At 60.9% G+C, this 13,874-nt stretch carries 16 protein-coding genes and 1 tRNA gene; 7 read left to right on the forward strand and 10 right to left on the reverse strand.

Annotation, left to right across the window (positions count from 1 at the left end; genetic code table 11):
• Positions 1-67: 67 nt before the first annotated feature.
• The 4 genes from DOM54_RS16875 to DOM54_RS16890 all read right to left on the reverse strand — a co-directional run bounded on the left by DOM54_RS16875 (position 68) and on the right by DOM54_RS16890 (position 3,862).
• Positions 68-907 (reverse strand): hypothetical protein, encoded by an 840-nt coding sequence (locus DOM54_RS16875; RefSeq protein ID WP_206019132.1) that lies wholly within the window; start codon positions 905-907, stop codon positions 68-70.
• 52 nt (positions 908-959) lie between these two features.
• Positions 960-1,748 carry a hypothetical protein gene (locus DOM54_RS16880; RefSeq protein ID WP_110717455.1) on the reverse strand — a complete coding sequence of 263 codons (789 nt, stop codon included), beginning with the start codon at positions 1,746-1,748 and terminating at the stop codon, positions 960-962.
• Positions 1,749-2,310: 562 nt separating this feature from the next.
• Positions 2,311-3,183 carry an alpha/beta fold hydrolase gene (locus tag DOM54_RS16885; RefSeq protein WP_110717456.1) on the reverse strand — a complete coding sequence of 291 codons (873 nt, stop codon included), beginning with the start codon at positions 3,181-3,183 and terminating at the stop codon, positions 2,311-2,313.
• 127 nt (positions 3,184-3,310) lie between these two features.
• Positions 3,311-3,862 carry a TetR/AcrR family transcriptional regulator gene (locus DOM54_RS16890; RefSeq protein WP_110717457.1) on the reverse strand — a complete coding sequence of 184 codons (552 nt, stop codon included), beginning with the start codon at positions 3,860-3,862 and terminating at the stop codon, positions 3,311-3,313.
• Between the two features lie 144 nt (positions 3,863-4,006).
• On the opposite strand from DOM54_RS16890, the gene DOM54_RS16895 reads away from it, so the two are divergent.
• The gene (locus DOM54_RS16895) at positions 4,007-4,600 is read left to right on the forward strand and encodes a LysE family translocator (RefSeq protein ID WP_110717458.1); all 594 of its coding nucleotides are present in this window, start codon (positions 4,007-4,009) and stop codon (positions 4,598-4,600) included.
• A 123-nt stretch (positions 4,601-4,723) separates the two neighbouring features.
• Complete coding sequence (locus DOM54_RS16900; protein ID WP_240613945.1) at positions 4,724-5,056, forward strand: SIS domain-containing protein; 333 nt, start codon at positions 4,724-4,726, stop codon at positions 5,054-5,056.
• Between the two features lie 29 nt (positions 5,057-5,085).
• On the opposite strand, the gene DOM54_RS16905 is transcribed toward DOM54_RS16900, so the two are convergent.
• From DOM54_RS16905 to DOM54_RS16925, 5 genes are all read right to left on the reverse strand, one after another.
• Positions 5,086-5,162: transfer RNA gene (locus DOM54_RS16905), tRNA-Arg, on the reverse strand.
• Positions 5,163-5,254: 92 nt separating this feature from the next.
• The gene (locus DOM54_RS16910; RefSeq protein ID WP_110717460.1) at positions 5,255-5,938 is read right to left on the reverse strand and encodes a metal-binding protein ZinT; all 684 of its coding nucleotides are present in this window, start codon (positions 5,936-5,938) and stop codon (positions 5,255-5,257) included.
• 203 nt (positions 5,939-6,141) lie between these two features.
• On the reverse strand, positions 6,142-6,948 hold the full coding sequence (locus tag DOM54_RS16915; RefSeq protein ID WP_110717461.1) for a tRNA-uridine aminocarboxypropyltransferase: 807 nt from the start codon (positions 6,946-6,948) through the stop codon (positions 6,142-6,144).
• Between the two features lie 258 nt (positions 6,949-7,206).
• Positions 7,207-8,166, reverse strand: coding sequence for a bile acid:sodium symporter family protein (locus tag DOM54_RS16920; protein ID WP_276309693.1), 960 nt, complete (start codon positions 8,164-8,166; stop codon positions 7,207-7,209).
• Between the two features lie 199 nt (positions 8,167-8,365).
• Complete coding sequence (locus DOM54_RS16925) at positions 8,366-9,094, reverse strand: SIR2 family NAD-dependent protein deacylase (RefSeq protein ID WP_110717463.1); 729 nt, start codon at positions 9,092-9,094, stop codon at positions 8,366-8,368.
• A 182-nt stretch (positions 9,095-9,276) separates the two neighbouring features.
• Between DOM54_RS16925 and DOM54_RS16930 the strand changes: the two genes are divergently transcribed.
• The 5 genes from DOM54_RS16930 to DOM54_RS16950 all read left to right on the forward strand — a co-directional run bounded on the left by DOM54_RS16930 (position 9,277) and on the right by DOM54_RS16950 (position 13,002).
• Positions 9,277-10,092, forward strand: coding sequence for a pseudouridine synthase (locus DOM54_RS16930; RefSeq protein WP_110717464.1), 816 nt, complete (start codon positions 9,277-9,279; stop codon positions 10,090-10,092).
• A gap of 13 nt (positions 10,093-10,105) precedes the next feature.
• The gene (tcdA, locus tag DOM54_RS16935; RefSeq protein ID WP_110717465.1) at positions 10,106-11,035 is read left to right on the forward strand and encodes a tRNA cyclic N6-threonylcarbamoyladenosine(37) synthase TcdA; all 930 of its coding nucleotides are present in this window, start codon (positions 10,106-10,108) and stop codon (positions 11,033-11,035) included.
• Positions 11,028-11,258: a DUF1653 domain-containing protein gene (locus tag DOM54_RS16940; RefSeq protein ID WP_110717466.1), complete on the forward strand. Its 231-nt coding sequence runs from the start codon at positions 11,028-11,030 to the stop codon at positions 11,256-11,258. The genes tcdA and DOM54_RS16940 overlap by 8 nt, the downstream gene beginning before the upstream one ends.
• Positions 11,259-11,407: 149 nt before the next feature.
• On the forward strand, positions 11,408-11,914 hold the full coding sequence (gene purE / locus DOM54_RS16945) for a 5-(carboxyamino)imidazole ribonucleotide mutase (RefSeq protein WP_110598534.1): 507 nt from the start codon (positions 11,408-11,410) through the stop codon (positions 11,912-11,914).
• Positions 11,911-13,002 carry a 5-(carboxyamino)imidazole ribonucleotide synthase gene (locus DOM54_RS16950; protein WP_110717467.1) on the forward strand — a complete coding sequence of 364 codons (1,092 nt, stop codon included), beginning with the start codon at positions 11,911-11,913 and terminating at the stop codon, positions 13,000-13,002. The genes purE and DOM54_RS16950 overlap by 4 nt, the downstream gene beginning before the upstream one ends.
• A 102-nt stretch (positions 13,003-13,104) precedes the next feature.
• Here DOM54_RS16950 and bfr read toward each other — a convergent pair whose 3' ends face one another.
• Positions 13,105-13,587 carry a bacterioferritin gene (bfr, locus tag DOM54_RS16955; RefSeq protein WP_110717468.1) on the reverse strand — a complete coding sequence of 161 codons (483 nt, stop codon included), beginning with the start codon at positions 13,585-13,587 and terminating at the stop codon, positions 13,105-13,107.
• Positions 13,588-13,874: the final 287 nt, after the last annotated feature.

Raw genomic sequence — 13,874 nt, forward strand, 5'->3', positions numbered from 1 at the left:
CCAACGCCCGGCCCTGGGGCTAAATGTAGCAAAGCGTAACGCAACCTCTAGCAGCCGCTTATTAATACTATTCACCCAAACTTTCAAACTCTTTGAGCATCTTAATACCCATATATATTGCTTCGTGCGCATGCTGTTCTGATATTTTTTGTCCGTGTATCGCGGCATTGCAAACCTTTAAAATGTAGTCGAATGAACTATGCAGACCTTTGTAGTTCGGTTTTTGGTTTACAAGCTCACGAAACAATTGCCTTGCAGACAAGTACTTCGACTTCATAGATAGCGGATCTGCGGTTTGTGTACGCTTCCCTAGAATATCCCTCATGGATTTCTCCAGCTCCATTCTAAGCTTAGCAAGCGCAAAGTTGGGATCATTTCCAGATTGATTAAGATAAGCTTCTAACTCATCTTCCATCTTATCAGGAGACTCTTGATCATTCAAAGTTGAATCAAGTTCTTCTTTTGCCTCTTGAACTTGCTCTTTGCCAGGAAGATGCACATTAACCGTTTGGCTTACAGCGTTAGATATTGCAGTAATCATATTGCTATAAACATTGAGGAATTCGCGAGCTTCCACTTTGAACTCGGCCACCTCCGCTTTTACCTGAGACATCTCTTTCTCAAAAGTTAGCAATTTTCCTAGGCTTATTTTTTTGCCATAGGTAGGAGCAAGAAGAAAATAGCCAACACCAATAAAGTCAAAGAAGAGGTCCCAATGTCCTCCTTTGGAGGAATGCCAATGCCGTATAGGCCCATTAGAAGAAATCCGACACCTATAAAACGGCATAGAAATGGAAATATATCGAAAAACAATATTGCTCTGATTTTCCCCACTGAGCTTCCTTTTGATTTTTACCCGACTCGAGGAGCGACCTTTTGATGGCGACTTTTGGGCGTGTTTTTGCACAAAAGATGACGGCGGAAAATTGTCCGGCGCGGCCGTTTGTTACAAAGCATTCTCAGAATACCGTCTTGATCACTTTTTGAATGCCTTCGACGAGCTCAAGCACGTCTTCCTTTGTAGGTTCTCGGTCTTTGTTGTGATCACAAAGGTTCCGCAAATCACCAAGATGCTGAATAAACCTCCACTTCGGGGTATCTATTATATCGTTCTCTTTCAGCAACTGATAAAAATCGGCTATAGATGAGTGCTTCTTTCGAGACTTAAGGCTATGCATCTGGCAAACGTGGCCGAGGTGCTTTTCTAGAACCACGCCAGCAACTGCCCCAGCCCCTCGAACAAACCCTTTTTTTGCTAACTCTTGTGCGGCACTGAGCTCGGAATCAAAAAGGTCTGCTTGCAGCACCTCCTGAATGTCAAAAAGCGAACTATCTAAACGCTTTTCTACAGCAACTAGAATCGAATTTTGCACTTGCATTTTTACTATGGCCGCTGACTTATCTGCTATAACACTCTTCTGATAACCTCTGGTTGTTCTGAGGCCGTATAAGTAATCCGATATACCGTAGGTGAGAAACGAAACTTCCTTTCTTTTTTCATCCTTGTACTGGCGCTTAAAATCTTCAAGACGATCAGGCAATAATTGCTTGATCAAAGCGAGAGCTTCCGAATACCAAGAATCATAATCGGTTGTAAAATTGGGAAGCTTTACCTTGCTCTTTTTCAATTGCGTAGTTATCTCATCAGGCAACCCAGAAACTTCGTCAAGCATGACCAGATAAAGGTGATCGCCTCTAGCAACAAGAGAGCGGACTTCCTCTTTAATGGATTCAATTTTAGATGCCACAGCTCTCTCCTGTGCTCTGTAACAGGAATTAGGTAGCAGGCGCGTTTTCTCACTTGAACGGGCATGCGCGTTTCACATTTTCGTGCCGCCACTTTAACTACCTGATCTCCTTGTGAGTTTTGATGAAACTGTTAAATAGCCCTCATAAATGAGCCTGCAGCCTCGCCTATATGCTCCCTGAGTTCGGAACCTATCAGACCTCTCAGGTTCTCCCAAGAACACCGTTTGTATCAATTTGCCACATTTCATTTCACTTCTCTATCTAAAGTCTCCCGCCTTTCGTCGAGTGGACTGCAAAACGCATCATTCCGCATCGTTTTTCAGGACTCCTGATCGCTCCGCCGCCCCAGTACTGACGCGGCTTAGAGTCCACTGCAACACTGCATCAAAATCGACCCATTTAGTGCGCAGGCGGGGCGGGGAGTCGACAGCGCGCAGGCGGGTTGCGGCGAGATAGGGGCAAGATGATGGCCACAGCGGCGTGGCCAACCACTTTCCGCGACAGCGACTCAATGATTTTGCAGTCGACCTGCCCGCACGCCCCCGCTAGTCAGGTTGTGAACTAGGCAAAGTCGGCATTGCCTTGGAAGAAGTCGAGGAGCGCGCTGGCCAAAGCCTCCGGCGCTTCCTCAGCCATATGGTGGCCGCAGTCCAGCCCATGCCCCACTACCGATGTCGTCCAGGGACGCCACACCTCCAGCACGTCGCCATAGAGTCGCTCCAGGTCGTCACGTAATGACCACAGCACCATGGCCGGGCACTGGATTCGTCTGCCCTGCTCGCGGTCCTCTCGGTCGTGCAGGTGATCCACGCTCAGACCGGCGCGGTAATCCTCGATCATGCTGTGAACGGTGGCCGGATCGTGAATGGCTCTATGGAAGTCAGCAAATGACGCTTTCCCCATCGCTTCGGGATCGCCGCCGTACCAGGCATCTGGATCGGCCAGGACGGCTCGCTCTGGCTTTTCAAATTGCGCGAAAAAGAACCAGTGCCACCACTCTGTGGCGAAACGCGCATCGCACCGTTCCAGCGCCTCGAGAATCGGCACGCCATCGAGAATGACGGCTTTTTCGATAGCCTCGGGGTGATCCATCGCCGTGCGGAAGGCCGTATAACTCCCTCGGTCGTGGCCGACGATGGAGAAGCGGTCGAAGCCGAGGTGCCGCATCAGCTCGATGCAGTCCCGTGCCTTGGCGCGTTTGGACGATCCGGAGTGGTCGGGTGTGTCGGCGGGCTTGGAAGACTCTCCGAAACCTCTCAGGTCGGGGCAGACGACGGTGTGATGAGCGGTCAGTAGCGGCGCCACGCGATGCCAGGTCGTGTGCGTCCGCGGATGGCCATGTAACAACAGGATCGGCGGTCCGGATCCGCCATACCGCACTCTCAAGGTCGCTTCGGATAGCGCTACCCTCTCCAACTGAAACCCTTCAAACATCACGCCCCATCCTTGTCCGTGATTGGCACGGATTCAGGGTAGTCGCAACGCCCCCCGTTCGCTCACCGGGAGAGAGGGGGTTTCCGGGGTTAGGGCACTACGCCGGGTCTCTCCGTGACGGACGAGGTCATGTCCGAAGACGCGGCAGCAGTCTGGCCGCTATCTGCTTGGCTCTCTGAACAGGCTCGAGATTGCCCTCTCGTAGCACGCCCATGACGGCACCATCGATAAGCAGTTGAAAGTCGCAGGCGAGTTCGTGACTCGGTGAGTGGCCGGCTTGCTCGAGCACTCGAGCGATGATCCGTATCTGCGCCAGCTTGTGCTCTCGGGCGATGCGATGGGTCTCGCTGCCACGGTCGGCGGCTTCCACCATGGCATTGATGAAGGCACAGCCTCGAAAGTCGGCTTGTCCGTAGCGCTCGGCGATGACATCGAACACACCAAGGAGCGAGCTGTCATTGGCGGCGAGACCTGCCTCGAGTGATGCCAGGGCGATCTCATTGCGGTGACGTAGCACGGCATGGACCAGCGCATCCTTGCTGTCGAAGTGACGATAGAACGACGCACGCCCCACGCCGGAGGTTTCTATCAACTCGCTGATGCCGACCGTATTGATGCCTCGTTGATAGAACAGCGCTTCCGCCGTCGCTATCAATCGCTCACGAGCCTGTATCGCCATGGTCTTCCCTCTATGCGATGTTGACATTGGATGGTAATGATCAGTACCGTTCTACGCAAACGGAACTGATCGTTTCCGTCTCAGGGATAGCGCTTCAGGGTCGCCATCGCTTCGAAAAGACCCTACTCGGAGATTACGAGGCCCATGTCGCAAGTCACTACGCTCGCTATCACGGCACTGCTCTTGTTCGGCTCCCCGGGGCCGGGGCCAATGACGATCGTGGCGACATCCGCCACCTTCGGGATCCGCAAGACGCTTTCACTCTATGCGGGCATTTTGACCGGGCTGGCGATCTCGATGGTGGCCGCGGCCCTGGGCCTGGCTGCGCTACTGGCGGCCTGGCCTAGTGCAAAGCTGACACTGCAAATCGTGGGCGGGCTCTACGTGCTCTATCTCGCCTACCGCATCGCGTCCACGCCACTCGACACGAACGCAGCCGAAGGCGCCCGCCTGACGATGCGCGATGGCGTTCTCCTCAACGTGCTCAACCCCAAGTCCTACGCGGTGTTACTGGTGATCTACTCACAGTTCTTACTGCCGCTATCGCCCACGGCTATCGCTTACGTTGCCACCATGGGGGTTTGCCTGGCGGTTGCCGTCTTCACCAATATCTTCTGGATGTGCGTCGGCGGCGCCATTCGGCCGCTCGTGCAGCGTCCTTTCTTCTCCAGACTGCTCCGCCTTACCTTCGCACTGCTGATGATCGGGGCGGTCTCCTGGGCTTTCGTTCAGAGTTGAGTCCCCATTCATCGCCCGACCGGGCCATGGCCAACAGTGCCGGGGCCTGACATGGATATCGTCCTAGCGCGACACGAAAAGCCCCGCACGTGGCGGGGCCGTTGTCTCTGCTGAAGCGGAATCGTGCATCGCCGCGCGGCGCTGGCAAGCGTCGCCAATGACTTCGGCTATGAGTCCGTGTTCTCACGCTATATCGAGGCGGTCGGCATGGAAGGCGATGTACTCTTCGGGCTTTCGACCTCCGGCAACTCCGCCACCATCATCCGAGCCGTCGAAGCGGCCCGAGCGAAGAAGATGCTCGTCATTCTACTGACCGGCAAGGATGGCGGTAAATTGGCGGGTCTGGCGGATGTGGAGGTTCGCGTGCCCCACTTGGGCGACGCCGACCGGATTCAAGAGATCCATATCAAGGTGATCCACACCATCATCCTGATGGTCGAGAAGCTGGTGGCCTGATCCTGGGATAACGCGGGAGAGGAAATAACTGGCGCCCGAAGCAGGACTCGAACCTGCAACCCACGGCTTCGAAGGCCGGTACTCTATCCAATTGAGCTATTCGGGCGCACGGCGCAGAAGATAACATTGCTCGGGCCTCCGATGCGAGTGCATCGGGGCCCGAAATGAAGTGCCCGACCCCTGGCACTTGTCCGGCGCTTAGTGCGCCATCATCTCTTCGGCGACTTCCTCACCGCTCAGGTCGGAGGGGTAGTAGGTCGGCCAGTTGGTGACCTCCTCGAGCAATGCTTGTCGGTCGTCGCCCATGTAGAGGTGGTAGTGGTCCGCATCGTTGGGCGCTATGGCGTGATCGCTGAACTGGAAGTATTTCGGCGCTTCCTCGTCGCCGCCTTCCCGCTCGAAGATATAGCGCACGCCGCGATTGCCGGCTTCATAGGTCAGAATTTCATGGCCGTCGTAGACGTACTCGCCGGTATGCGCTTCGTCCCCTTCGTAGAAGGTGACATCGTCGCCGTCGATGACGATCCGGCTCACGTCGGTCTGATAGCCCTTCTCGTAGTAGGCCTTGTATTCGGCCGCCGTCTTGTCGCCGTGCGCCGCCTTGTGGGCAAACACCGGGTCGAGGGTGCCGTCCTGCAGGTAGGGATAGACGGACTGCCAGTCCCCTTCCCAGTCGGAAAGCTGGCGATCCTCGACCTGGTCGTCGTCGAAGTAGCCGGCGTCAATGTTCTTGTCCTGGCCATGGTCATGAGCATGATCGTGGTCATGGCCGTGATCGTCATGGCCGTGATTGTGATCCGCCGCCCAGGCGGTTGAATAACTCCCCACCGTCAATAGTCCGACCACCACCACACCCGCGCTGTGCGCTGACAACAATTTCATGAAGTGACTCTCTTTTGTGAACAGACGAAGATAGAAACGCCACTAAACAATACGTTATATCATAACATTACATCAACCATGACAAGCGCTTGTCGACGAAGCCGCCAGAGAGAAGACGTTACGGATGCAATGCGGCCCTAGCCTCGCCTCGGTTGGGATCCCGGGCGCGAGGCGCGCTGGCAAACAGCGGCCAGCGGACGGGCTCAGACGTAGCTGACACCGAAGGCCCGTCGGTCGAGCAGCCGCTGCATGGCGGCATTGGGCTTTTCGATCTTGTGGTAGAAGCGGCTCGCGGCGTAGCTTTCGTTGAAGGCGTCGAAGTAGTCGTCGAGCACGTTGGCGGCGTCGGCGTCGCCGGTCTTGCGCAGCAGTTCGGCGGCGACTTCGGCGGTGCAGAGATGGGAAGCCGAGGCCGGCTTACGAAGCCGATAGCGGGTCAGACGATCCGTATGGAGCGGCAACACCGGCAGGTTTTCCAGATACGGGCTCTTGCGGAAGATGCGCCGCGCTTGACGCCAAGTCCCGTCGATCAGGATGAACACGGGTATGAAGCCATCCTGCTTGGCGCCGATCACCGCCCGCTCGTCGACCACGCGATGCTGATAGTCGGGCTGGTCGTCGGGGAAGACCACGAACGGCACGTAGCGCCGATCCGCCAGCAACTCGAGCAGGCGCGCCTCCGGTGCGGTGCGATACCAAGTGAAGGTCTCGGTCTGAGGTAGTACGTCGGCGATCAGGCGACCGGTGTTGGTGGGCTTGTTGTGCTCGTAGGGATGAGTCAGCAGCCATACCTGGGCGTCGCTGGTCGCCGTCACCCGGTAGGGGCAGAGGCAATTGAGCACTGGCAGACGACAGCCCTCGCAGCGCTCGACGAAGCTGCCGCGGGCCTTGAACTCGCGACGCGGCGGGAACGCCTCTTCGGCCGCCGGTTCACGCCGGGGTGCGGCGTTCGGCGCATCATTCTCGCTCGGCGACCGGTTATCGGTCGTCAGGTCGGCATCGTTACGCATGGCTCGGCGATCTCAGCACAAAAAAAGCGGGGCGCGCATTCTAGCACTTCGCCCCGCTGGCTCGGACCCGCAATCGAGGAAAGATCTGTATCAATCCCTCAGCGGGTGTCTACAACATGCCTGCGCTCGGCAATACGGCGTTGAAATCGACCTCGTGCGCGAGCCCGGTCAAAATACTCATTTACACCATGTAAACTCCGCTTTTTCGACCGATTTCGCCTTGTCTTGCCTTCGCTCGTCGAACTTGTGAACACCCTCTCAGCGGCCGAGGCTCTCGCTCGCTTTCGACGTCTCGCCGTGGGCGGGCACGCCGCGCTGTTTCCAGTATCCCGCCAGCACCGAGCCGGAGACATTGTGCCAGACCGAGAACAGCGCTCCCGGCAGCGCCGCGCCGGCGGTGAAGAACTGGTTGGCGAGTGTGACCGCCAGCCCGGAATTCTGCAGACCCACCTCGAAGGCGATGGTGCGCGCGGTGCGGATATCGAAGCCCAGCGCGCGGCTCAGCCAGTAGCCACCGGCGAGGCCGATGCTGTTGTGGGCGATGACGGCGATCGCCACGATCGGCCCCAGCGTTGCCAGGTTGCCGGCGTTGAGCGCGACCACGATGGCGATGATCAGCACGATGGCGGCCATGGCCAGCGTCGCCAGGGCCGACTCGATCTTGCGGATCCGTGCCCCCAGCAGATGGTGGACGACGACCCCCAGCGCAATCGGCGCGATCACCAGTTGCGCGATGCTCATCAGCATGCCCAGAACCGGCACGTCGATGGTCTGGCCGACCAGCAGCCAGGTGATGAACGGCGTGGCGACGACCGAGATCACGGTGGAAACCATGGTCATCGAGACCGACAGCGCCACGTGGCCGCCGGCGAGCCAGGTCATCACGTTGGAGGAGGTGCCCCCGGCGGTGGCGCCGACCAGAATCATCCCGGTGGTCAGCTCCGGGCTCAGGCCCAGCACGCGGGACACCAGCAGCGCGGCCACCGGCATGATCAGGAACTGCAGCACCACGCCGACGGCGATCGGCTTGGGCGCCTTGATCACGCGGGCGAAATCCTCGCGGGTCAGGGTCAGGCCCATGGCGAACATGATCACCACGAGCAGCGTCTTGATATCCGCTTTCAACCCGACGAACAGCTGCGGCTCGAAGGCGGCGATGACGGCCAGCAAGACGGCCCAGACCGGGAACAACCGGTTGATGCGTTCAAACATGATGATGTGTCCTAGCGATGGTGTGACTCGCCGATGGGGCGAGCCGGGGCCGCTCGAGCGGCTCTGTCGGGATCGATACGAAAAGAAGCCACGGTTCCGATATCGACCGGGCGCGCTATTCTGCCGTACCGCGAGCCGCGACTAAATAGGCAAAAGGCGGCAGATGCCGGGGTTTCCCGCCCCCGGCCGGCAAGTCGATGGGGATTCAGTCGCCGAAACCGCCCTGCTCTCGCCACCGTGCCGCCAGCGCCGGCACGCCCTGGCTGGCCGGTTCCGCAACGGGGCTGACGCCGGGCGGCGCCAGGTCGCGGGCGTGGGGATCGACCAGCCAGCACGGCGCCTCCAGCGGGGCCTGTTCCAGCAGCAGCGCCGCCGGCATCACCGCCAGCGAGGTGCCGACCACCAGCAGCGCATCGGCCTCGGCGACGATGTCGCAAGCTTCCGCGTAGCGCGGCACCGCCTCGCCGAACCAGACCACGTCAGGGCGCAACTGGCTACCCTTGTCGCACAGATCGCCGATCGCGATGGTGCCTCGGGCCGAGATCTCCTCCACCGGGTAGCGCAGATTGGCATCGACGGACGAGCGCGCCAATCGAATCTCGCCGTGCAGGTGCAGTACATGGCGGGAACCGGCGCGCTCGTGCAGGTCGTCGATATTCTGGGTGACCACGCTGACCCGGAACCCCGCAGCCTCGAGCTCGGCCAGCGCCAGGTGGGCGGCGTTCGGGCGCGCCCGGCGGGTCTGCTCGCGCCGCTCGTCGTAGAAGCGCAGCACGGTCTCCGGATCACGCGCCCAGGCTTCGGGCGTTGCTACATCCTCGACACGATGGTTTTCCCACAGGCCGTCGCCGTCGCGGAAGGTCCTGAGGCCGCTCTCGGCGCTGATGCCGGCACCGGTCAGCACCACCAGATGGGGTTTGGTGTGATCACTCATGACGCAATGCGCCTCTCTTCAGGCTGGACCTTCAGCGAGGCTAGCATAGGCAGGCGCCGCGAACATCCGACGCCGGTAAAAGCCAAGCGACCCTCGATCCTGTTCGAACGCTCGACAGGCCCTTGAGATAACCCGGCCCAACCCCGACAATAGCGACCCGTTCCGCTTTGCGAGCCCATTTCATGACCGCGACGCTTGCCACGACCGTGCGCCCGGCGCCGCTGGCGGTGATCTACCGCGATGCGCGGCTGGTCGCCGTGGCCAAGCCGCCGGGCATGCTGGTGCATCGCACGGCGCTGGCCCGCGGCGAGACCCGCTTCGTGATGCAGACGCTGCGCGACCAGCTTGGCCAGCACGTCTATCCGGTCCATCGGCTGGACCGACCCACCGGTGGCGTGCTGCTGTTCGCGCTGGACAGCGAGGCAGCGGCGGCATTGACGCGCTCCTTCACCGAGCAGCAGGTGAACAAGCGCTATCTGGCCGTGATTCGCGGCTGGGGGCCGGAAGCGATCAGCGTCGACGCCCCGCTGCGTGAGGAGGATGGTATTCGACCCAAGGCGGAGATGCCGGCGCAGGCGGCGCTGACCCATTTTCGGCGCCTGGCGACGGCGGAGCTTCCGGTGGCGATCGACCGCTATCCGCAGTCACGCTACTCGCTGATGGAAGCGCGGCCGGAAACGGGGCGTCGCCACCAGATCCGTCGCCATCTGGCCAGCTGCGGTCATCCGATCATCAATGACGCCAAGCACGGCAAGGGCATTCACAACCGCTATTTTCGCGATCACCTGGATTGCCCGCACCTGCTGTTGTCCAGCGTACAATTGACGCTGACACACCCGTTCGAGGGTCGCCGACTGACGCTGGAGGCGGCCCCCGACGACCATTTCTCCGCCCTGCTCATCCGGTTCGGCTGGCAGGCGCACCTGACGCGAAACGACGCCCGCTGGCAGACTTCCGACGACAGCATGACGCCAGCCGAACCGAGCGATGCCTTTTGATGATCGAGATCCCATGAGCGACGACGCCAAGACGCCTCAGCACGCCCCCGAATCCGGCAACGACGGCCTGCATGACGACTACGATTTCCGCTTCGGTGGTATTCGGCGTCTCTACGGCACCCGTGCGGCCAGCGCCTTTCGTCACGCCCACGTGGTGGTGATTGGTGTGGGCGGTGTCGGCAGCTGGAGTGCCGAGGCGCTGGCGCGCTCCGGCATCGGCAAGCTCACGCTGATCGATCTGGATGATGTCTGCGTCTCCAACGTCAACCGCCAGCTTCACGCCCTGGACGGCCAGATCGGCAAGCCCAAGGTGGCGGTGCTGGCCGAGCGCTGCCGCGCGATCTGGCCGGGCATCGAGGTGGTTGCCGACGAAGCCTTCATCACCCCGACCAATCTCGCCGACAGGATTCCGGCCGACGCCGACCACGTGATCGACGCCATCGATCACGTCGGCGCCAAGGCGGCGCTGATCCACTACTGCAACCGCCGCAAGCTGCCGATCACCGTGACCGGCGGCGCCGGTGGCCAGAGCGATCCGACCCGCATACAGGTCGCCGACCTCTCCCGTACCGAACACGACCCGCTGCTGGCCAAGGTGCGCTCGAAGCTGCGCCGGGATTTCGGCTTTTCGCGCAATCCCAAGCGTCGCTTCGGCGTCGAGTGCGTCTATTCGGACGAGCAGCTGGTCTATCCCGGCGAGGATGGCGAGGTCTGCCTGCAGAAGCCTGCACCGGGCGAGTCGACGCGGCTCGACTGCGCCGCCGGCTTCGGCGCCGTCAGCGTGGTCACCGGCACCTTCGGTTTCGTGGCGGCCGGGCGCGTGCTGACCCGGCTCGCCGCCAGGGCGAAACGCTCTGCCGCCCCGGCGAAGGCGCCTGCGTCGCTGAAGGCGTCCCCATCGGCAGCACCGTCAGTCGACATCCAGGAGATCCCCCATGAGTGAACATCACAAGCCGGTCCCAGGCATCTACCGTCACTACAAGGGCCAGTTCTACGAGGTGCTCGATGTCGCCCAGCACAGCGAGACCGAGGAGTGGCTGGTGGTCTACCGGGCACTCTACGGCGACTACGGGCTGTGGGTGCGCCCGCTCGCCATGTTCTGCGAGCAGGTCAGCGTCAGCGACGAACCGGTGGCACGGTTCGCGCTGGAGAAAGCATTCCGCTGACCCGGCCACGGGGCCTGCGGCGCTCGAGAGGCCATCGCCGTCCGCCGACAGGACGGGTATAATGCGCCGCTTTCCAAGCGACGGCCCGACAATTCCACACGGTGGTAGCCACAACAGGGGCCGGCGAATCATTTCCCACGGGAGGAAGCATGAGCGTACGCGTCGGCGTGATCATGGGTTCGAAGTCGGATTGGTCGACTCTCTGCCATACCGTCGAGACCCTCGAAAAGCTGGGTATCGAGCATGAAACCAAGGTGGTCTCCGCCCACCGCACGCCGGACCTGCTGTTCGAATACGCCGAGACCGCTGCCGACCGGGGCCTGGAAGTGATCATCGCCGGTGCCGGCGGCGCGGCTCATCTGCCCGGCATGTGCGCCGCCAAGACGCGCCTGCCGGTCCTGGGCGTGCCGGTGAAGTCGAGCACGCTCTCCGGGGTCGACTCGCTGCTCTCCATCGTCCAGATGCCGGCCGGCATTCCCACCGCGACACTAGCGATCGGCCGCGCCGGGGCGATCAACGCCGCCCTGCTCGCCGCCGCCATGCTGGCCAACCACGACGAGCGCATCCGCGAGGCGCTGGAGGCCTTCCGCGCCGAACAGACGCAGCAGGTGCTCGACAACCCCGATCCTCGACCCGCAGATCAGGAGCCCTCATGAGAATCGGTATCGTCGGCGGCGGCCAGCTCGGCCGCATGCTCGCCCAGGCGGGCGCGCCAATGGATCTTCGCTTCACCTTCCTAGACCCCGGCAGCGAGCCGTGTGCCGCCGTCCATGGCCAGCATCTGCAGGCAGACTGGCAGGACACGGAGGCGTTGAACACGCTGACCGCCAGCTGTGATGCCATCACCTTCGAATTCGAGAACGTGCCGGCCGAGGCGGTCGAACGGCTGGCCGAACGCCGCCCTGCCTATCCGCCCGCCTCGGCGCTGGCCACGGCAAGGGATCGTTGGCTCGAGAAATCGCTGTTCCGTTCGCTGGATATCGACGTGCCGCCCATCGCCCGGGTCGACAGTCAGGCCGACCTCGATACCGCGGTGGACGAGATCGGCCTGCCGGTGGTGATCAAGACCCGAACCCTGGGCTACGACGGCAAGGGCCAGAAGGTGCTGCGCGCGCCGGAAGAGGTCGCCGGCACCTTCGATGAACTCGGCGGCGTGCCGTTGATCCTCGAGGGTTTCATCGACTTCGACCATGAGATCTCGGTGATTGCCGTGCGCGGCCGCGACGGCGAGATCCGCCACTGGCCGGTGGTGCGCAATGAGCATCGCCAGGGCATCCTGCACTGCTCGGTGCCGCAGATCGCGCACCCGCTGCAGGCCCAGGCCGAGGATTACGCCAGCCGGGTCATGAACGAACTCGATTATGTCGGGGTGATGGCGTTCGAGTTCTTCGTCACCGCCGCCGGGCTGCTCGCCAACGAGATCGCGCCCCGGGTCCACAACTCCGGCCACTGGAGTATCGAGGGCGCGGTGACCAGCCAGTTCGAGAACCACGTCCGCGCCGTCGCCGGCCTGCCACTGGGCGAGACCGCCCGCCTGGCGCCGTGCGCGATGCTCAACGTGATCGGCGCCTTCCCGGAACGCGACGCCGTGCTCGCCCTGCCCGGCACCCGCTGGCACGACTACGGCAAGGCGCCCCGGCCGGGCCGCAAGATCGGTCATGTCACGGTGCTGGCCGCGGACGACGAGACGCTGAAGACGCGTATCGAGGCGGTCGAGGCGCTGCTGGTCAACGACCTGGGTTGAGTCTCGGCGTCGATCACGCCCGGCCCGGCAACGAAGAAGGCCCCGATGTCGCTGACATCGGGGCCTTCTGGTTGAAGCATGCGCCGGGTCAGGCGCAGCGCCTCACTCCTTGTCCGTCGTGAACATGTGCTTCTGCAGGTAGTTCTGGATGCCGACCTTGTCGATCAGGCCCAGTTCCGCCTCGAGCTTGTCGATGTGTTCTTCTTCGTCATCGAGAATCTTGATGAACAGATCGCGGCTGACATAGTCACGCACGGATTCGCAGTAGGGAATCGCTTCCTGCAGGTCGGCGCGGGCCTTGTGCTCGATCTTGAGATCGCTCTCGAGCATCTCATGGCAGTTCTCGCCGATATTGAGCTTGCCCAGGTCCTGCAGGTTGGGGATGCCTTCCAGGAACAGGATGCGCTCGATCAGCTTGTCGGCGTGCTGCATCTCTTCGATGGACTCTTCATACTCCCACTTGGCCAGCACGCTGAGCCCCCAGTCCTTGTACATCTTGCTGTGCAGGAAGTACTGGTTGATCGCGACCAGCTCGTTGCCGAGCACGGTATTGAGATAGGTGATGACCTTGGCGTCGCCTTTCATTGTCGTGTTCTCCTCATGGTGTCTCTGGCGATGGGGAGGCACGTTCTGGCTACGCACTCCCGTCGGATCCACGCTACCCGGCCGGGCGGCATCGATCCAGTGACGGCAGTATCACTCATGCGATCCAGAAATTACAACCATTACAGTGGGTTACGACAATATCTCATCTGCAAGCCGTTGGCAGATGGGAACGCGGCTGATAACGACTCGCGCTATCGCAAGCACCGCGTCATGGCGAAAATCGGTTTGTAATCAAGCAGAAGCCGTAGCCGAAGGAGGGACCGAGC

This window comes from Salinicola acroporae (assembly GCF_003206615.1).
Lineage (GTDB): Bacteria > Pseudomonadota > Gammaproteobacteria > Pseudomonadales > Halomonadaceae > Salinicola > Salinicola acroporae.